Raw genomic sequence first — 18,548 nt, 5'->3', positions numbered from 1 at the left:
GTTATCTGTTCGGGTGGTTTTTTGCTGTCCAAAATACGCTTCATTTTTAGGAGATTTGGAAGCTTTCGCGGTTTACTTGCGAATTTATCATTTTGATCCAGCACCTAGCATTAGAAGAACAAAATTAACGATTGATAAATTTTAGCTTAACCTTTATGATGGAAAGCATGTGTTTGTTCAAAGAAATCTAGCGGTGTCCTTTTAGTGATAGGCGTCTGAAGTCAGCGTGATTGATCGCGAACAATGACGACAATTCAATCTGGCGAGGTCATTAAAATGATAAGTGCATTACATACAAATACCATCGAATGCTCGAACAGCGAGGAATTACATCATGATTAAGCGAATGCAAAACGCGCTTCCTTTGCTTCTTGGATACGGCTTCTCTTTACTGGGCGACATGGTCTATATTTACGGGATGAACTGGTTCTTAGTTGAGCAAACGCATCAAACAGAACTTTTGGGATTAATTAACGGTATCAGCGGTATAGTCCTTATCGTTGCCAATGTTTTTGCTGGCCCGATTGTTGACTCGTTTAATCGCAAACACATGATGATTTTTGCTGATCTGTTGAGCGGAGTGACCTGTTTCATGTGCGCCTTTTTGCTTCGCGATGTTGTGGCAGGCAAACTGCTATTGATTCTGACGAGTTCGGTGCTTAACGTTTCGTTGGCATTTAATTCGCCGTCAGCAAAAGCCGTTGTGCCTAATGTCATTCATGAAAGCCAAATCGAGCCTTTTAATTCGGTTCAAAATACGTTGTCAAGTACGATCAAAGTGGTTGGCCCGTTGGTTGGCGCATTGTTATTGAAGCTTCACAGTAACATTAATGGCTTTATTTTAATCAATGGGGTTTCGTTTGTTTTGTCCGCTTTATTAATCGCAACCATCCGGTATACCGAAAAAAACAGTCATAAAGAAAAATTGCAGATCTTGCCCAAATTAAAGTCTGGTATGGCCTATGTGCGAAAGAAAGAAACAATCTTGGGGTTACTGGTATTAATTGCCACGATTAATTTTTTTGCAGAAGCTTACACGCTTTCACTACCATATTTGGTGAAGGTTTCGTTAGATTTAAATGGTGATTGGTATAGCGCAGTGATCAGTATCGAGGCGATTGGCGGCATTGTCGGAGGCTTGTTGTTGGCACTGTTTAACCAAAAAAGTGGGAAGAATGGTTACTACATAGATGTACTTTTGCTTGCTTTGTCCATTCTCATTCCCGGGATCTTTAGAGTTTATCCCGCGTTACTTTTTGCCGCGTTTATCAATGGCTTCTTTGGTACGAGATTCAATGCCAAGGTATTCACTGCGCTACAGTTAATCACTGAAAATGATTATCTGGGTCGCGTTTTTTCAATCTTGTTTATTTTTAGTGCGCTTTTAATCCCGCCGGCCGACTTTTTATTTGGCCGTGTGATTCCAATCTTGGGGTGGAATGTCTTGATCCTTAGTGCGGTTGGGCTGGCACTGTCTTCATTGCTTATTTGGATGCGATTTATTCGGAAGCTAGATTAGTCATGATGATACTGTTCTTGCTACACAAAGGTTGGCATACTTTGCGACTGCATTTTTTTAGGTGTAAGTTATACTTTAATCATTTCTTAAACAGTGTGAGCACATGAAAAGTTATCCTCGCGCTTGTACAAAACAATCTTGACATGGGTGCTCATTTTCACTGTGAATGGTGACTTTTGCTTTTAACAAACGTAAGCCTTTGGTGATATCAGGGGGTGGCCGTTATGGAACAAGCTAGCAACTGGCGCTACATACTTGCTAAATTTATTGGCAAATATCGCTTCAAGTTCGGAGCCTTATTGGGCGGGCTGTGTTTGGTCGAAATCGTTTATGTGGTTGGGATTTCATTGCTGCCGCCGCTCGCAGTCATTTTGTTAGAAACCAAGCAGTTGAGTGTCGGGTTGACGATATTAGTTATCTTTATTGCTGGCGTTTTTGTCTATGGTATCAGAATTTTGGATCTGTTCTTGCAGCAGTGCCTGTCAATATTGACGTTTGATTTCCGTTTTGATTATGTACCGGTGTTTTCGGAGCATATTTTCGGTTGGGATCAGCGCTTGATTGATTCGGTGGCGGGAAAAACGGTCATCGATCAGGCGTATGAAGCTATTTATAATGGGGCTAATGTTGGTATCGGGGCGATTGTCGATCAGACCATTATTTTGGTGCGCACGGGTTGTCAGATTGCGGTGTTGCTGGTGATGATGGGGACACTGAGTTTTTGGCCGGCCGCGGTGGTTTTTGGACTTAATGTCTTGCAGTACCTGTTTCAGCGGCTGAGTAATCAATGGTATTTCAAGCATAAAGACAGCCAGAATCGTATTACCAGTTATCAGAATTATTTTGTTCGAACGTTGATGAAGCGTTCGACCGGCAAAGATATTCGCTTGTTTGCGATGCTTGGGGTTTTCCACCAGCACTTTAGCGATTTAATTCAGCGCTTAGTGGCATGGCAGCGACATTATGCCAATATCACGTTAATGGTGAATCTCGGTCAGCGCATCGTGAATGTCGGCGGTCTAGCGCTGTCATTACTGATTTTGCTGGCAACCCGGAATATTTCTGTTGCCAGTCTGCTGTTTTTTATCACGGCGATTCAAACGCTTAATAGTAACTTTGGTCAACTTAGAGATGCGTACGCGGCGGTAGGGAAAAATCTGGTGTTTGTCGATAACTTTCGAAAATTTATGGCATTTCCTTATCGCCATCACCAGCACAAAAATGCCGAACATTTTAGTGGCACTGGCATAATCAACGTGACGCATGTGGATTATCAAGTCAACAAGACGCCTATTTTGCACGATGTCAATCTTTCCATTGCGCCAAGCGAGTTAGTCGCAATTGTAGGCGAAAATGGTGCCGGCAAGTCGACACTCATCAAATTGCTTTGCGGACTTTACTTGCCAACAGCCGGATCGGTTGTCATGGATGGCCAAGCAATTTCGGACTGGACGCCTGCTGCTATTCAGCGTCGGTTGGCCGTTGAGTTTCAAGATGACGTGATACTTCACTTCACCATTGCAGAAAACATTGCTTGCACAACACCTGAAAAGATCGACTTGGATCGGGTTAAAGCGGTGCTTGATGAAGTGGGGTTAGGTGCTTTTGTCGCTGGGCTTCCTCAAGGCGTGCAGACTTTTATCGATAACGAATTGGCGGATGATGGGATTCAATTGTCAGGCGGGCAAAAAGAGAAACTGCTATTTGCCCGTGTACTGTATCGTCAAGCCGACTTCAATATTCTTGATGAACCGACAGCCGCGCTTGATCCTTTGAGTGAGAAACAATTTTACGATTTAATCGATGAAAAACTCGTCAATAAAACCACGATTATTGTCGCTCATCGGCTTGGTGCGCTTGCGGTTCGGAATGTCAAAATCTTTGTGATGAAAGACGGAACCGTGGTGGCGGCGGGAACGCATCATTGGCTCCTGGAAAATTCTGCTGATTATCGCGCTTTATGGGAAGCACAGCGTTCAATGTACGTTGGAGGTGGCGATCATGAAACAGCTTAAAGCCCAGCTACAAGAAGCCTTGGCAACAGGACGCTTGATTGCCCGGTTTGGGAAAAGCCTTTTTGTGCTGGCAATATTCATGAGCACACTGAACGCCATTGCGCCGCTTCTGATTATTCTGGGTAATACCCAAATCATTAACGCTATTTTGGCGGGTCATCTAGAAACGGTACCGACACTTATTGGCTATTTTTATGGGACGGCTGGCGGGGCTTACCTGATGGCCGTATGCATTCAGCGCTATTTGGAAGTTAAAACGCTTCAGGCTAATGAGCAGCTAAAACTGGCAATGTATGAAACTTGGGAGCAGGTTGATTTTCAAACACTTGAGACTCAGCGCTATTTTGCCAAGATGATGAAAAGTGAGGCGTCATTTCGTTACTCAGGCGGGATTCCGGTTTTCTTTAGCCAATTACAAAACCTGATTCAAGGGGTTGTGACCGTAATTGTCGGTTTAGGCTTGATTAGTTGGCTAGTGGTTGCTGGGACGACACGCAGTCAAGTGATTACCGCGGTAGTTTTAGTGACAGTTCTTACATTATTTTTGGGCGAAGCATTGCTCATTCACATCTACCAATCTCTGACGCGCGCAAGTTTTAAGTTGTTCAAGGATTTGATGGGCTTGGAAAGAAAAATGAACTATTTTCTGATGAATGTCGTCAACGCCTATGAAGGACTTAAGTCTATCAAGATTTGGGGTTTAGGTACGCCGATTCAACAACGCTATCGGGCAACGTGGACTGAGGAAAAGACTGCCAATCATAAGCTGGTGGTTAACGACAGCGGTTCGCAAATGATCACTGCTTTAATGGCGGCGTTTGCGACGATGGCTTTGTTTCTATTAATTGTGTTTAAAATTTATCGCGGCTTGTTGCCGGTGGGGCAGCTTAATACCTTATTTGGCAGCGTGGTTCAAATGACCAGTGCTGCTAGTTTGATCGTAGCGACTTGGCAACGATTCCTGCGCTTTGAGAATCAGATGGATTATGTCAATGAGATATTGACCACTAAGAACCAAACAACAACGCCAACGAGTAAGACCCCGCCAGTTCAACGGCAAAATACCATTGTTTTTGACCATGTTTCGTTTGCCTACCCGGATGGCGAGGAGGTCTTGCATGATATTTCCTTTACTCTCGACTTAACCGGCGTGACTGCGTTGATTGGTGTAAATGGCAGTGGCAAGACCACCTTAGTCAAATTGTTACTGGGACTATATCAACCGACTGCCGGGAAAATCTTATTTAACGGTCATGACATTGCTAAAATATCAGCGGCTGCTTACTTAGGACTATTCAAAGTGGTATTCCAAGACTATGCCATTTTTGATTTTGCAATTGCCGAAAACATTACCGCCAGCACTCAACCAGATAAGGATCGGCTTGCACAGGTGATGGCAGCAAATGGGATTGACAGTTGGGTGGCGCACTTGCCAAAACAAGCCGCCACTGAAATCGGAAGTTATCAGCAAGGCAATTTTCAACCCAGCGGCGGGCAACGCCAACAGCTTGCAGTGGCTAGAGCACAGTACAAGCGAGGCATTTATCAAATCCTCGACGAGCCTTCTGCGGCGATGGACCCGTTAAAAGAGTTGGCTTTATTTACAAAAATCAAACGGCTGTCTAAGGAAACCCCTTCACTATTCATTACGCATCGTATCGGCGCGGTGACATTAGCCAATCAAATTATTTTATTAAAAGCTGGCCGAATTGAAGATATCGGAACGCGAGAAGAGCTTCTTCAACGCTCGGCCTATTTCCGCGAATTATGGCAGAGCCAAGCTGAACTGTATGGTGATGAGCATGTGCTGCCGGATAGATAAGGCGCTAACTTTTGACGTTGATTAATGGCTACTATTGTCAGGTGTTGATTGACTTTTCCTAATGCTCGAATTAGCATAGGGTTAATTCAAAATCGTTAAAGACGCAAAGAAGAGTAACGGTGGTTTCGGTCCACAGAGAATCCGGCTGGTGGAAAAGGATGACTGCAACCACTGTGAAGATGAGCTTTGCCATGTCATTAGTTTGTTAACGCAGGCTAGTCGGTCGGAGCCGTTAACTTTCCGGACCTCGAAAGATCATGAATTTCGGCGTCGTTGAGGCATTGCTTGTGAAGGTAATGTGAATTTGGGTGGTACCGCGTTGCAGCATTCGTCCCTTGGTAAAACGGGGATGGATGCTGTTTTTGAGTGAGCGCGAGCCGGCGCGTTATGGGAGTAAGCCGGAACATAAGCGGCCTCAGTCGCAATGGCCGGTCTTTGGCCATTGCGGCTAAGGTCCTTACACGCAGACTTCTGCGCCGGGGAGCGCGTTATGGGAGTAAGCCGGAACATAAGCGGCCTCAGTCACAATGGCCGAGCTTTAGCCATTGCAACTAAGGCCCTTACACGCAAATTTCTGCACCAGGAATCGCGTTATAGAACGCAAAGTCGCCCCCAAAACCAACCGAAAAACAGAACTCCCTCCCGCCTAAAAAACGCAGCCACCGCACCCCCAGAAAGTGAGGAATAGCCATGAACTTCATCATCGATCCCAAAGTACTAGCACTAGGCGTCAAAATCCGCGGCGTTGAGCTAACCGGCATCGACAATCACCACTACCCGCAAGCTCTAAAACAAGCCATTTCCACAGAGATTGCAACGGTTTTGGAAACATTGAATCGCGATCAGATTAAGCAGGATCCGATTATTCAGGGCTTTTGGGACTTGCATCGTGCTGTTCATCTGCCTAAGCGCAACAACACCCCAGCGCCAGCAACATTATTGAAGCTAATTTTGAAACGCGGGGAGCTTGTGCCCATTAATCCAGTGGTTGACTTATACAACCTCATTTCGATTCAAAGTCACCTTGCTCTTGGCGCCCACGACATTGCGCACATTGATGGCAATGTCAATTTACGGCTGACTGATGGCACCGAGCGTTTCGTTCCCATCGGTGCAGACGGTCAGCCGGAACCGGTTAAAGCAGGCGAGTACGCTTATGTTGATGACAGCAACGAAATCATTTGCCACTTAGAAACCCGGCAAGTGGAAAAAACGAAAGTGACGCCTGAAACCACCCATCTTTATTACATCGTCCAAGGAAATGAAAACACAAGCCAAGCGTTGGTTGACCAAACGGCCCAACGCGTGATTGACCTAACAACCAAATATTTAGGGGGTCAAGGCAAACTGCTTAATTGATCTTGCTGAGAAAATTTGCTTCACCGGCTTCTTTTTAGATGACGTCAATTGTTATCAATTGTCTATTTTCTCTTTCAAAAACACATCTGATCCACGGGAATGCCCGCTTTTAACTGTTATTGACAGTGAAGCGGGCGTTTTTTCATGCCGTTTTCGTCACGAACTCTTCAAACTTGCTTAAGTCAGCTTTAAGTTACCGCTACTAGTATGAACATCATCAACTTAAGGGAGATGGCGCTGATGCAAGAAGTCACGACACTGACGCAGGAGCCGAAAAAACGGGTTAAACCGTCTGTGAATTGGTTAAAGATCCTGCCTTGGCTGGTACCGCTCGCGTTCCTGATGAGCTGGCAGGCGGCGGTCAGTTTTAACTGGGTGACGAGTTCCTTGATTCCCGCACCGTCAACGGTCATTCAAGACGGGATCTCGCTGTGGCAAAGCGGTGAATTGCCAAAGAATATTGCCATTAGTCTTTATCGAGCCACGGCTGGGTTTGCGATTGGCGGTAGTGTCGGCTTCGCACTCGGCCTGATCAACGGATTAGTCAAACCGATTCGCGCTTTGCTTGATAGTCCGATTCAAATGTTGCGGAATATCCCGCACCTTTCCTTAATTCCGCTCATGATTATCTTAATGGGCATTGGCGAACCGGCCAAGATTGCGTTGGTTGCCATCGGGGTTATGTTCCCGATGTATATCAACACGTATCAAGGCATTGTCGGCGCAGATCCGGAGTTATTGGAAATGGGCCGTGCTTATGGCTTATCCCGACGCGCATTGTTCACCCGCGTTGTTTTCCCGGGTGCCTTAGCCAATATTCTTATGGGCGTGCGGTATGCGCTAGGGGTGATGTGGACAACCTTGATTGTTGCCGAAACGATCTCCGCCACATCTGGCTTAGGCTACATGGCCACCAATGCACAGGAATTTATGCGGATGGATACGGTGTTACTTTGCATTTTGATTTACGCCTTACTGGGCAAGCTCTCCGATATGATCGCAAAAAGCTTGGAGCGCCTATTCCTCGGTTGGCGGCAAGGAGGGACTGAAAATGACTAACCCAATTGTCAAACTTCAACATATTGAAAAAGTCTATGGTGATAAAACCGTTCTTCATGACATTCAACTCAATCTTTATCCCGGCGAATTTTTAGCACTAGTCGGGATGAGTGGCGGCGGTAAAAGTACGATTCTGCGCTTAATCGCCGGACTTGAAGCCCCGACTGCTGGCAAACTGACGCGCGAAAACGACTTGGTAATGCGCGTGATGTTCCAAAATGATCGGCTTTTACCGTGGTTAACCAATCTTGATAATGTTTCGTTCAAGAATCATGATCCGGCAGTGGTTAAGGAGGCTAAGTCGCTGTTAAAAGCAGTCGGTTTGGCCGATAAAAGTGATGGCTATCCGGCACAACTGTCTGGTGGTCAAAAACAACGTCTGGCCTTAGCACGAGCATTGTTGGCCAAGCCCCAACTGCTCTTGCTTGATGAACCACTGGGCGCCTTGGATGCGTTGACCCGTCAACGGATGCAAGATCTCATCTTACACATTTTCACTACCCAAAAGCTGAGTACGATGTTGATCACGCATGATGTTAATGAAGCGGCACGGATGGCAGATCGGATTATCGTGGTTAAAGATGGTCAGTTGGTCACCGAAACAGCAGGAGCTCGTGGTGAGTCACCAGAAGTTATTGCCCAAACGGCAGCGCGGGTATTGAAGGCCATTCTAGCAGAGCCGGTGACCGTATGAAACAGGTGCAGGCAACAGCGAATGCTACGACGGCAAAGCCAACTAAGCATCGCTACCTTTATGAGATCGACTTAATGCGACTGATCTTCATTGCCGGCGTTTTGTTGAACCACACCACCACGGCATTTCAACATCAAATGTCTTCTGGTTTTGCCAGCACGGCTTTGCTCGCCACCCACCTCATGATTCACTTCACACGCATGGGCTTCATGTTCATGACAGGGCTGGTGCTGACGATGGTCTACTACTCCCGGCAACGTAACTGGCCGCGGTTCTTCAAAAAACGTTTCACGACAGTTGGCGTTCCCTATGTCTTGTGGAACACGATCTTAATGATCAGTGCCGTGCTACTGGGCATTGGCGGCTTCACCGTTGCCAACTTCTGGCCGGATTATCTCAGTGCCTTATTGCATGGTGATCAATTTTATCTGTATTACGTCTTGGTAACCTTACAACTGTATCTGTTATTTCCGGCGATGCTTTGGCTATTCAAAAAAACGGAAAAGCATCACGGCGCCTTGTTGCTAGCTAGTTTTACTTTACAGTTACTCATTGTCGCAGGCATCAAGTATGGGCTGCCGCATATCGACACGAGCCACTGGTTATGGTGGTTTAGAGCATATGGCGTCAATGTTGTGACCTACCAATTCTTCTTCATTGCCGGTGGTTTATTCAGCCTACACGCCCAAGCGATTAAAACCTGGTTAATGTCCCATCAGCGCCTGATCGGCTGGAGCACCTTGTTTCTCAGCTTAGGAACAGTTGGTCTTTATGGCTTCAACAAACAGATTCTTGGCCTGACTCACAGTGCTGCGGTTTCACCTCATCAGCCGTATATGTTGGTATATGACGTGGTGATGATCGCCTTTGTCGCCATCCTTGGTCAAAAGTATGCCAGGTGGCACGCCAAACAGCCAACGCACTGGTTTGCTCGTTTGGTTGGTCATGGCGCACAAGTTTCGTTTGGTGTCTATCTTTGCCAAACCATTGCCATCACGCTATTAGGCGGTGTCTTGGAACTGGTTCATCTTAGTAATCTCATGTTAATGCTACTGTTGCCGCTGGGTTATCTCAGCATTCTCGGCATTTCCTTTGCCATCGCTTGGTTTTGTTACAAAGTTTCCCCGTTTGGATGGCTCATTGGCCGTCCGCAGTCATTGTTGTTAGCTACGAAAGGAGTCCTGAATCATGAGCAAACTCACCGATCAGTTATCTCAGAATCTCATCAATCATCGTGATTACCCATTAGTCAAATCCGTTGAGGCTAATACTTGGTACACCGGACGCGATTTGGAAGAAGATGTTGCCGCATTACGTGATCAGTTTGCTGAGCAGAAAATTGGCGCCGGCGACCAAGTCTTAATTGCTTTACCGAATTCGCCGGTCTTTTTACCGCTTAATCAGGCGCTCTGGGAAATTGGGGCTGTTGCCCATCCAATCGCTGCCAAAACGCCACTACCGGAATTGCTGACGGAATGGGAAACTTACCACTATCAAGCGGTCATCACGTTACCGACCGTGGGCAAAGCTTTAGAAGCCCCGCTAGTTCCTTGGGAGAAAGTACAGTTGCATACCATTTCCGAGTTGGCAATCCTGACCGATGCGAGTCAGTTGGCTTATCGGATTAATGCCCCTCAAGCACGGCCACAAGAGGACGACTTGGCATTGATCCTCAACACTTCCGGGACCACGGGCAAACCTAAACGAGTCGGCTTGACGCACCGGATGTTATTAAATGCTGCGCTTCATGATGCCAAGAGTCACGCACTATCGCCGGATGATACCGCGATGGTGGTCATGCCGATGTTTCATATTAATGCCCAGGTCATCTCGGTACTTGCTACTAGGTTGTCAGGCGGTAAGCTGGTGATTGCGCCGAAGTTTTCCGCCTCGGGATTCTGGCCGACGATTGAAACCAATCATGTCACGTGGGTCTCGGTGGTTCCGACGATCATTTCAATCTTGCTGATGAATCAACAGGCGTTAGCGGCTTACAACAGCAACATTCATTTACGCTTTGTCCGCAGCTCTTCCTTTGCATTACCAGAAGATAAGCTGGTTGCCTTTCAGTCGCATTTTCACACCCAGGTTCTGGAAGGCTATGGCATGACTGAGACGGCTAGTCAAAGTACGCTTAATCCGATTCATGCCCCGAAAATCGGTTCAGCCGGTAAGCCGGTGGGGACTGAGTTGCGAATCAAATTAGCGGATGGCACCTTTACCAAAAAGCCATTTGTTGAAGGCGAAATCGTTCTGCGTGGCGATCACGTTATTCATGATTATCTTGAGCCACACCCGGAATCTTTTGAAAATGGCTGGTTTCTAACTGGTGACCTCGGATATCTGGATCAAGACGGCTATCTGTTTGTCAAAGGCCGGCGCAAAGAAATGATTAACCGCGGCGGTGAAAAAGTGGCCCCGGCCAAAGTTGAAAATGTCCTAAACGAACTAGACTGGGTTGCCCAAGTGGCGATTATCGGCTTACCGGATAACTTATACGGTGAAGCAGTCACAGCCGTTGTGATTCGCCAAGACGCCACGGAAGACCCGCAAAAGGCCAAGCTTGATTTACTCAATTTTGCCCGTCGACATTTAGCCGCTTATGAATGCCCAACCGAAGTCGTTTTTGTCAAAGCTTTTCCGGTGAATGCTACTGGTAAGGTACTACGGCCGAAACTCCGCAAACAACTAATGCAAGGCGGGAAGCTATATGAAGCGTAAGTTACGACTGGTTTTATTGTTAGTGGGCTTAGTCGCTTGGCTGAGCGTGGCGGTTTACGGTTATACGCAAACCGCCACGGCATCGAGCAACCTTGAGACCGTCACGATTGGCTATCAAAAAGCCGATCCTGTCGACATTGCCCGGCAGCGTGGCGAATTAGCCAAAAAGTTGAAAGCAAAAGGCTATCAGGTTGAGTTCAAGGAGTTCTCTGACGGAGCAGCCTTGATGACGGCACTTAAAAGCGGTGCCATCGACTATGCGCGGGTCGGGGATACACCGCCTGTGACTGCCAAAGCAACTGGCACGGATATTGCGTTAATTGCCGCTGGGGCCACCAAAGAATATGGTAGTGGTATTTTGGTTGGTAAAAATAGCGGCATCACCAGTCTTGAGCAATTAAAGGGCAAGACCATTGCGTATCAAAAAGGCACTGCCGCCCAGTACCTTATCATCCAGGCGCTCAAGAAAGCCGGACTCAGCACCAGTGATGTGAAACTGGTGAACATGGATCAAAGCTCGGCCTCGGTTGCATTTGCTAAAGGTAGTGTCGATGCATGGGTTACCTGGGATCCATATACGTCAACGGCCCAAGTCAATCAAGGTGCTAAGCTGTTGACCAACGGCACCGGTTTGACCAAGAACCGTGATTTCCTGATTTCAACCCAGAGCTATGCCAAGACCCATACATCATTAAGTAAGTTACTGACGACTGAACTAAATGACGATATGACTTGGGCCAATAGCCATCATACGCAACTCATTGCGATGCTCAGTAAAACCCTCAATCTCTCCGATAAAGTGATTAAAAAGATGGTAGAACGGCGCACCTATTCCATGACGCTGATTAGTGCCAACAGTAGCATTGTGGCAGAAGAAAACGCCATTGCCGATGTGTTTTATCAGGATGGGGTTATCACGACGAAGGTTGATATGAAGACAACCCTGGTCAGCGATTCCAATTAAAACCAGCTAGATGATTCGGTCCGCAACAACCATAACGCGTTCACCAGCTCAGGGATCTGCGTGTAAGGACGCTTACACTCCGACTTCTAATCGCGCCGGCTCGCTCTCACCACACAAAAACCAGCTCGACAGTCAATTGCTGCCTAGCTGGTTTTTGTTTAATGTAAAATTGACCAAAGTCATGAAAACTTAAGATTGGTAGACACTAAGCTTGATATTGAATCTGATAGCGACCCATGGGGATGGACAAGGTGTCGTGGTCATGTTCGATCGAAGTGGTCCAGTCTTTTCCGTACTGGTCGTGAACGACAATGGCGTGGGCATCATCAGGTAATTCAACTTGTGCGGTGGTATTCATTGGCACGGTTACGTCAAGCGTCTGGTGTGTTGGCTCGTGACGATAATGCAGGGTGATAAGTCCCTTGACTGATGGCGTCGTGAGATCTAAGTGCTTCAAATTGCCAGGGCGAACTTTGACTCTGAAGGTTGTAAATCCAGGCGCGAGCGGCACGATGCCAAAGACCCCTTGAACAATCGTTAAGCCGGGAGTGGCGCCCCACGGATGGGATAAGGTGAGATTTGGCTTGTACGCATTACTCCAAGCTTCCGGGGCAATGGTTGCTTTTAAGCTGTCTAAAATCGCCGCAAATGACTTATGATCCTTGTGGTTGTCAGGGTCGGTCAACAGCGTGATGGCGTCGGCTGCGTGACCGGCTTCAAAGAGTCCTTTGAGCATGAAGTAGATAAAGTAGATACTACCGACAAAATGACCATCATTGGCGACAAAATGACTTAATCGATCGGCCATATCCTGATCAGTATAAACGCCATAGCAAAGCGCGTAAGCAGACGCGTGATGTGATGCATGGCGATTAACAGATAGATCCGCGTTTAACGAATCGAAGAACCGGCCTGTTTGCGGGTCATATAATTTATCAATCAGATTCGTCTTAATGATTTCCGCTCGTTTCTGGTAACGGTCAGCGTCATCGGGATGATGAAGGACGCGCGCAATTTTGGCCATCGTCGCGCAAGCACCATGGAAAATCGCGTTAAATGGCGTATTGTAAGTACCTTCCATAAAGCCGTCACGTTCGGAAATCGGCCAGTCCACCAGCCCATCGTTGGTGACCAAGCCAACTGCAGCGTCAAAATTGTCGACACCTTGGCTGTTCTTCAGCGAACCAGTGAAACTTTGCGAGGCGCCGTCAAAACTTTCTGCGGACTTACCGCGATTTAGCTTGTACTGTAAGTCAGTGTAACGAGTTTGCAGTAAATCATCATCACCGGTATAGAGATAATCAAGCCAAGCCATTTCAATTGCGAACAGTTTGTAATCTTCGGGCCAGGTTGGATTGTCAATTAAATAATCCAGAGAATGCCGAGCCAGTGAGTAGTTTGAGGAGACGCTATAACTCGTATTGGCATTCACAAGGAGATCGCCTTCATACGGCCGGCGTTCGCGTGCTTGTGAGTCGACAAAAACATCCTGATTCGTCGCCTTGATCGTATACTTCGACAACTCGTACTCACGATTTAACAACTCACTGTCACTATCAAACCGACTCTCATTATCCGGAAATGCTTGTTGCATGGCCCAACCATTAATGGCATCAAGCGGCAAGTCGCCTTCAAATCCTACCAGTTCAACATAGCGGAAGTTTTTCATTTGTAAAGTGGTGAATTGATTCTGGCCTTTTACAAGCGCCCAGTTTTCGATGTAATCAGGTCCGCACGCCATCTCATGCCGGACGTGGCCGTCGTCATTTAGTTGTTCACCCATCATCACGGTGACACGCTGATCGAAGGCACTGAACAGATTGACCTTTAGCCCGCCAATGATCTCTTTGCCCAAGTCCAACAGATAGTTTTGATCGGAAAAAGTGACCACCCGTTTATTGCGATCATGCACTTCCACTCGCTCGGTATTTTCGCTTCGATATGGCACCAGTACTTCATTGTCGGCAATCATTTGGTGAGGATTCTGCCATGCAAGCGGCCAGTCATGATCATCAAATGCGCTGCTGGTCCAGTTCTGAGGATAGTAACGCATGTCGATATTTTCACTGACCATACCGAAATATTGAGTTCTGATCTTAACGCCATAATCGCCAAAGGCACTGCTGCCATCTAATGCGCGCCAGGTGTTGTCAGTGGTCGTGGCAACTTCTTTCGTTCCGTCATGTTTATACAGGATCAGCTGACACCAGAATGCCTGCTTATCTGAACTTGCAGTGGCCAAGGCTGCAACGGTATTCGCCCCGTCTTGCAAAAAATCGGTAGCTTCATAAACGTTATAGTAAATAGCCGTTTTTTCTGTTCCATGATCGTGTTCCTGTTGGCGAGCCGAGCCAACCCCCAGACAATGACCATTGAGATAAAGATCGAAACTTTGAGCAAAAACCGGTTCATTACCCCGGGCCACCGCAACAATGATGGCAGTATCAACCTCGCTCGGATTGATCTTGAGTTGAGGGCTGCGCAAAAAGACAACCTGACCGATGTGTGCCAACTCTTGGGCCGTTTTGGGTTGAGGTTGGCGCCAGATGCCATGCTTAACCGGTAGCGACGGATCGGCACAGATCAGTTTGGCAGGCTGGGAGAAGTCACTGATATTTCCGGCGTTGTCTTTGATGCGAACTTGCCAATAATACAATTGACCAGCAACGAGTTGATCGGATAACTTTGCAGCCGTCACCGCGGTATTATTCGAACTCGTTACCCAACCACTATCGTACAAATATTTATGATCCTGACGATCCTGAAGGCGCTGAAAGACCGTAAGCTGATACGCGCTTTGCGATGCTCCGGTGCGATTGCTGTGGTTCCACCAGCTGAAATGCGGTTGCGTTTGGACGTTATAAGCAAAATGTTGCAAGTTAACGCGCAGATGATCCGGCGCGAGTAACGATGGTGTTATATTTGGCATGCCTAATTAGCTCCTTTTTAAGTAAAACGTTCTTTTTTTTAGCGTACTTTTTAAAAATTGAAAATGCAATATGGCATTTAAGCGTTTACTAAAAGTCGCTTTTGATATGAAGTTATGAAATGCGTGATATCAGTTATTGCTTAAAATCTTGCCTTTTCATAGATGGAGATTTGTCCCAAACTTGCTAGATTGATGTCCCTAAAAATCATTTTGATACTAAAGATGCGTTAAAAGTACCACTGGATCGATCAGATGGACATCACGAAATTTTGAATATACAAAGGAAAAGCGTCACTGTTTGCGAAACTGGTCTAGATATTATTTTTCATTTGCTGTAAATTTCACAAAAATCTACAACAGCATATGCAACGATCAAAAGCACAAATAGGTGATTCCGATTTGCATAATGGTATTGATAAGCGACGAGAACATGAAGAGCGTTCAAAGGCCAAAACTAATTCTGATCCTGTAGATATGTCCTTATTTTGGGACATATCATTAGCAATCGCGCTGGTTTTACTAAAATAGTCAAATTTAGATAGCGATTTTACGAAAGTGGTGTTAACCTCATTTTTGTAAACGTTTACGAAAAGAACCGAATCACTATTTGTTGCTAATTGAATGGGAGGTTTTCATCGTGAAGAGAAAAGTCAGGTGGCGTAATGTTATTGGTTACGGTGCCGCAGATTTATTTGGTAATGGGGCCCTAACCGTTGCCTCCACATGGATGTTGTTTTTCTACACATCCTTTGGCGGGTTATCTCCAGTGCTTGGAGGTACGATCCTTGCGATTGCACGTGTGGCTGATTCCTTTATTAGCCCTTTGATGGGTTACTTAACGGATCACTTCGGTGCAACTAAATTAGGACGGAAGTTTGGCCGCAGAAGATTCTTCCTGCTAATTTCCATTCCGCTGATGTTTATCTATGTCATTATCTGGATTTCACATATGGGCTTCTGGTTTTATCTTTTCACATACCTGCTCATGGAAGCGTTCACAGCGTTGGTTATGATTCCATACGAGACGCTGGCCGCTGAAATGACAGATGATTATGATATGAAGTCACGTTTATCCAGTTCGCGGATGCTTTGGTCAGCTTTAGCAACCTTCCTTGCTTCATGGCTGCCAGGTCGCGTCTTTGCCATTATGGGTAAAAATAATCCAAACGCATTCTTAACCATCGGGATCATTCTTGCTATCATCTTCATTCTTGCCATTGGCTTGACGTACTTCTCAACCTTTGAACGTGAGACGGATGGAACGCCGGAAGAACGTAAAGCTATTATTGAAGAAAGCAGTCATAAAGGCGAAAATCCTTTAGTATCGCTTTGGAACATGATTAAGGATATGGGTTCGGTCTTCCGGATTAAATCCTTTGCACTTCACTTAGTTATTTATCTGAGTTCATTTACAGCACGTGATATTGTCGGGGCAACCTATGTGTTTTACATTGTCTATGCCATGCAGAGCAATCCGACTGAAGCTTCCAATATTTTGACGTTTGGTTCCATTATCGGGATCCCATGTAACTTGGTATGGCCAAAGATCATGAGCAAACTTGGACCTTCCAAGTTATTGCGGATTATGTATGCAATGATGTTCTTCACGGTTGCTTGCTACGCCGGTTTGTACTATGGCCAAGCAGCTGCGACTAGCTGGGGCATCATGACCTTATATGCACTTCAGGTAACTTGGGGCATTTCAAACTCCGGTACCGGCTATGTGCCATGGACTGTTTACACGTTCATTCCTGATGTGGACGAAATGGTCACCAAACAACGGCGCGAAGGTATCTTTGCCGGTATTATGACCTTTGCTCGGAAGACAACTTCCGCGCTGGCACCATTTTTAACCGGGATTGTTTTATCAGCATTTGGATTCAATGAAGGCGCCAAGACGCAAAGTGCCGCTGCGATAAACGGTTTAATCATCTGGATGTTAGTTGGTACAACGTTAATGCTGTTACTCGCGTTTGTTACTTCCTACTTCTTTAAGTTGGATCGTGAAAATCACAAGATCCTTCGTGATGAAATCGATCGCTTGAAGGCAGGCGGCAAGATGGCGGATGTTGATCCCGCCGTCAAAGCAAAAGTTGAAGATCTGACTGGCTTTGGTTACGACCAACTCTGGGGGCACAATAATATTGTGTGACCAAGCGATCGCTCGACTTGGTAGACTAACCATGGTGACAACATCAAATAATGCTGCTGACGTCATTTCTCCAAAATAGCGTTTTTAAGTCATGTCGATAGTGACAACACTCCCATGTTTTCTTAGTTTCGACTGAATGACTTTCCCGTGATAAGCGGGTACCATTTTAAAGCCGAAAGTCAGTGCGCGTTCACTGACTTCGACTGAAATTAAAAAGTCCGGGCTGTTTGTTGCAGCGCGGGCTTTTTACTGTGGCAAGTATTTTGGGTTGGCGGTCGGTCAGCTGGGTATAAGTTAAGCTGCGTCATGTTTGTCTACAATGAAAAATCAATCACTTCCCGACGCTGTTTTCCCATGCAATTATTTGATATAATTTCAATGAATTAAATGGCGATGGTGTTCGCCTATACGTAAGTTGATGACACCTACCTTGTAATTAACGGGGTAGGTGTCTTTTTTTGGACACATGTACGGCAACGCGCGGATGAAGAAAGGAGCAATCTATGCAACAACGGGAACAAGTAAGGTTTAGTTGGGTGCTGGCAGTATTTGTCGGTGGTTTTATCGGCGGGGTCATGCGATATGGCCTTAGTTCAGTCACGATGGACGGTCAAACCATAGTGGGTACGACAATTGTGAACTTATTGGGCAGTTTTCTGCTGGCGTTTACGACTTATGGGCTAGACATGAGATTTGACTTGCCAGAGTGGCTGTTGTTAGGCATTGGAACAGGGGTGATCGGTGGGTTTACGACCTTTTCAACGCTTATGCTGGACTTTGTTAATTTGGTGGCAACGCATGCGGTCTATGCGTTTCTGTTGCTAAGCTTGAATCTTATCGGCGGACTGATGGCAGCGGCAGGCGGATTCTTTGTTGCAAAAAGGCTACCACGAAAGGATAAAAGCTCATGGTAATTTTGGTCGGAATTGGTGCTGGTGTGGGAGCTGTTTGTCGGTATTTACTGACGGTGTTAGGGCGGATGTTGTGGCCCGGAAAACCGGTTGCCACAATGATGATTAATGTGCTTGGGGCATTTTTGGCGGGATTTTTAGCTGGCTTGCCCGCGTTTTCTGCTTTTCGGGTGTTGTTGCTGACCGGTTTTTGCGGTGGCTTTACAACTTTTTCAACGTTTATGGCAGACGCATTTATTTTGATTCGTAATCGGCAGTGGCGCGTGTTTGTTGGGTATTATTTGGGGATTGTGCTGCTGGGGGTGTTGGCGATGGTAGCGGGGTTAAGGGTTTCATTACTTATATGAAACTATCAAAAAGGTTGTAAAATACTTTGCTTGACGAGTCATCTCAAGAAGCGCCG

At 46.3% G+C, this 18,548-nt stretch carries 13 protein-coding genes and 1 riboswitch; of the genes, 12 read left to right on the top strand and 1 reads right to left on the bottom strand.

All coding sequences use genetic code 11. The features are described from left to right. Nucleotides 1-334: 334 nt before the first annotated feature. The 9 genes from ACWP87_RS03060 to ACWP87_RS03020 all read left to right on the top strand — a co-directional run bounded on the left by ACWP87_RS03060 (nt 335) and on the right by ACWP87_RS03020 (nt 12,153). Nucleotides 335-1,519 carry an MFS transporter gene (locus tag ACWP87_RS03060; protein WP_005687781.1) on the top strand — a complete coding sequence of 395 codons (1,185 nt, stop codon included), beginning with the start codon at nt 335-337 and terminating at the stop codon, nt 1,517-1,519. A 224-nt stretch (nt 1,520-1,743) separates the two neighbouring features. After that, a complete protein-coding gene (locus ACWP87_RS03055; RefSeq protein WP_014570117.1) occupies nt 1,744-3,534 on the top strand; it encodes an ATP-binding cassette domain-containing protein in 1,791 nt (596 codons plus the stop codon). Next, the gene (locus ACWP87_RS03050) at nt 3,521-5,356 is read left to right on the top strand and encodes an ATP-binding cassette domain-containing protein (RefSeq protein WP_005687784.1); all 1,836 of its coding nucleotides are present in this window, start codon (nt 3,521-3,523) and stop codon (nt 5,354-5,356) included. Before ACWP87_RS03055 ends, ACWP87_RS03050 begins: the two co-directional genes overlap by 14 nt. A 690-nt stretch (nt 5,357-6,046) precedes the next feature. Further along, nucleotides 6,047-6,715 (top strand): B3/B4 domain-containing protein, encoded by a 669-nt coding sequence (locus tag ACWP87_RS03045; protein WP_014570116.1) that lies wholly within the window; start codon nt 6,047-6,049, stop codon nt 6,713-6,715. 240 nt (nt 6,716-6,955) lie between these two features. After that, nucleotides 6,956-7,774: an ABC transporter permease subunit gene (locus ACWP87_RS03040; RefSeq protein WP_005716598.1), complete on the top strand. Its 819-nt coding sequence runs from the start codon at nt 6,956-6,958 to the stop codon at nt 7,772-7,774. After that, complete coding sequence (locus ACWP87_RS03035) at nt 7,767-8,468, top strand: ABC transporter ATP-binding protein (RefSeq protein WP_014570115.1); 702 nt, start codon at nt 7,767-7,769, stop codon at nt 8,466-8,468. The genes ACWP87_RS03040 and ACWP87_RS03035 overlap by 8 nt, the downstream gene beginning before the upstream one ends. Beyond that, nucleotides 8,465-9,706, top strand: a complete 1,242-nt coding sequence (locus tag ACWP87_RS03030; RefSeq protein ID WP_014570114.1) for an acyltransferase — start codon at nt 8,465-8,467, stop codon at nt 9,704-9,706. The genes ACWP87_RS03035 and ACWP87_RS03030 overlap by 4 nt, the downstream gene beginning before the upstream one ends. After that, nucleotides 9,657-11,189 (top strand): AMP-binding protein, encoded by a 1,533-nt coding sequence (locus tag ACWP87_RS03025; RefSeq protein ID WP_014570113.1) that lies wholly within the window; start codon nt 9,657-9,659, stop codon nt 11,187-11,189. Before ACWP87_RS03030 ends, ACWP87_RS03025 begins: the two co-directional genes overlap by 50 nt. Next, nucleotides 11,179-12,153 (top strand): aliphatic sulfonate ABC transporter substrate-binding protein, encoded by a 975-nt coding sequence (locus tag ACWP87_RS03020; RefSeq protein WP_014570112.1) that lies wholly within the window; start codon nt 11,179-11,181, stop codon nt 12,151-12,153. Before ACWP87_RS03025 ends, ACWP87_RS03020 begins: the two co-directional genes overlap by 11 nt. A gap of 205 nt (nt 12,154-12,358) precedes the next feature. Here the strand turns inward: ACWP87_RS03020 and ACWP87_RS03015 are convergent, their stop codons facing one another. Then, complete coding sequence (locus ACWP87_RS03015; RefSeq protein ID WP_014570111.1) at nt 12,359-15,082, bottom strand: family 78 glycoside hydrolase catalytic domain; 2,724 nt, start codon at nt 15,080-15,082, stop codon at nt 12,359-12,361. Nucleotides 15,083-15,719: 637 nt separating this feature from the next. Between ACWP87_RS03015 and ACWP87_RS03010 the strand changes: the two genes are divergently transcribed. The 3 genes from ACWP87_RS03010 to ACWP87_RS03000 all read left to right on the top strand — a co-directional run bounded on the left by ACWP87_RS03010 (nt 15,720) and on the right by ACWP87_RS03000 (nt 18,492). Beyond that, nucleotides 15,720-17,234 (top strand): MFS transporter, encoded by a 1,515-nt coding sequence (locus ACWP87_RS03010; RefSeq protein WP_014570110.1) that lies wholly within the window; start codon nt 15,720-15,722, stop codon nt 17,232-17,234. A 380-nt stretch (nt 17,235-17,614) separates the two neighbouring features. Next, nucleotides 17,615-17,669, top strand: a riboswitch (Fluoride riboswitch). Nucleotides 17,670-17,737: 68 nt separating this feature from the next. Beyond that, a complete protein-coding gene (locus tag ACWP87_RS03005; protein WP_014570109.1) occupies nt 17,738-18,148 on the top strand; it encodes a fluoride efflux transporter FluC in 411 nt (136 codons plus the stop codon). Then, on the top strand, nt 18,142-18,492 hold the full coding sequence (locus ACWP87_RS03000; protein ID WP_014570108.1) for a fluoride efflux transporter FluC: 351 nt from the start codon (nt 18,142-18,144) through the stop codon (nt 18,490-18,492). The genes ACWP87_RS03005 and ACWP87_RS03000 overlap by 7 nt, the downstream gene beginning before the upstream one ends. Nucleotides 18,493-18,548: the final 56 nt, after the last annotated feature.

The sequence above is a fragment of the Lacticaseibacillus sp. 22 genome (assembly GCF_055413445.1).
This window is presented reverse-complemented; position numbering and strand designations above follow the sequence as displayed.

Coding starts and splice junctions, on each gene's coding strand:
- ACWP87_RS03035 (WP_014570115.1), top strand. CDS start 7,767: ATGACTAACCCAATTGTCAAACTTCAACATATTGAAAAAGTCTATGGT.
- ACWP87_RS03045 (WP_014570116.1), top strand. CDS start 6,047: ATGAACTTCATCATCGATCCCAAAGTACTAGCACTAGGCGTCAAAATC.
- ACWP87_RS03000 (WP_014570108.1), top strand. CDS start 18,142: ATGGTAATTTTGGTCGGAATTGGTGCTGGTGTGGGAGCTGTTTGTCGG.
- ACWP87_RS03040 (WP_005716598.1), top strand. CDS start 6,956: ATGCAAGAAGTCACGACACTGACGCAGGAGCCGAAAAAACGGGTTAAA.
- ACWP87_RS03025 (WP_014570113.1), top strand. CDS start 9,657: ATGAGCAAACTCACCGATCAGTTATCTCAGAATCTCATCAATCATCGT.
- ACWP87_RS03005 (WP_014570109.1), top strand. CDS start 17,738: ATGCAACAACGGGAACAAGTAAGGTTTAGTTGGGTGCTGGCAGTATTT.
- ACWP87_RS03050 (WP_005687784.1), top strand. CDS start 3,521: ATGAAACAGCTTAAAGCCCAGCTACAAGAAGCCTTGGCAACAGGACGC.
- ACWP87_RS03055 (WP_014570117.1), top strand. CDS start 1,744: ATGGAACAAGCTAGCAACTGGCGCTACATACTTGCTAAATTTATTGGC.
- ACWP87_RS03020 (WP_014570112.1), top strand. CDS start 11,179: ATGAAGCGTAAGTTACGACTGGTTTTATTGTTAGTGGGCTTAGTCGCT.
- ACWP87_RS03060 (WP_005687781.1), top strand. CDS start 335: ATGATTAAGCGAATGCAAAACGCGCTTCCTTTGCTTCTTGGATACGGC.
- ACWP87_RS03015 (WP_014570111.1), bottom strand. CDS start 15,082: ATGCCAAATATAACACCATCGTTACTCGCGCCGGATCATCTGCGCGTT.
- ACWP87_RS03030 (WP_014570114.1), top strand. CDS start 8,465: ATGAAACAGGTGCAGGCAACAGCGAATGCTACGACGGCAAAGCCAACT.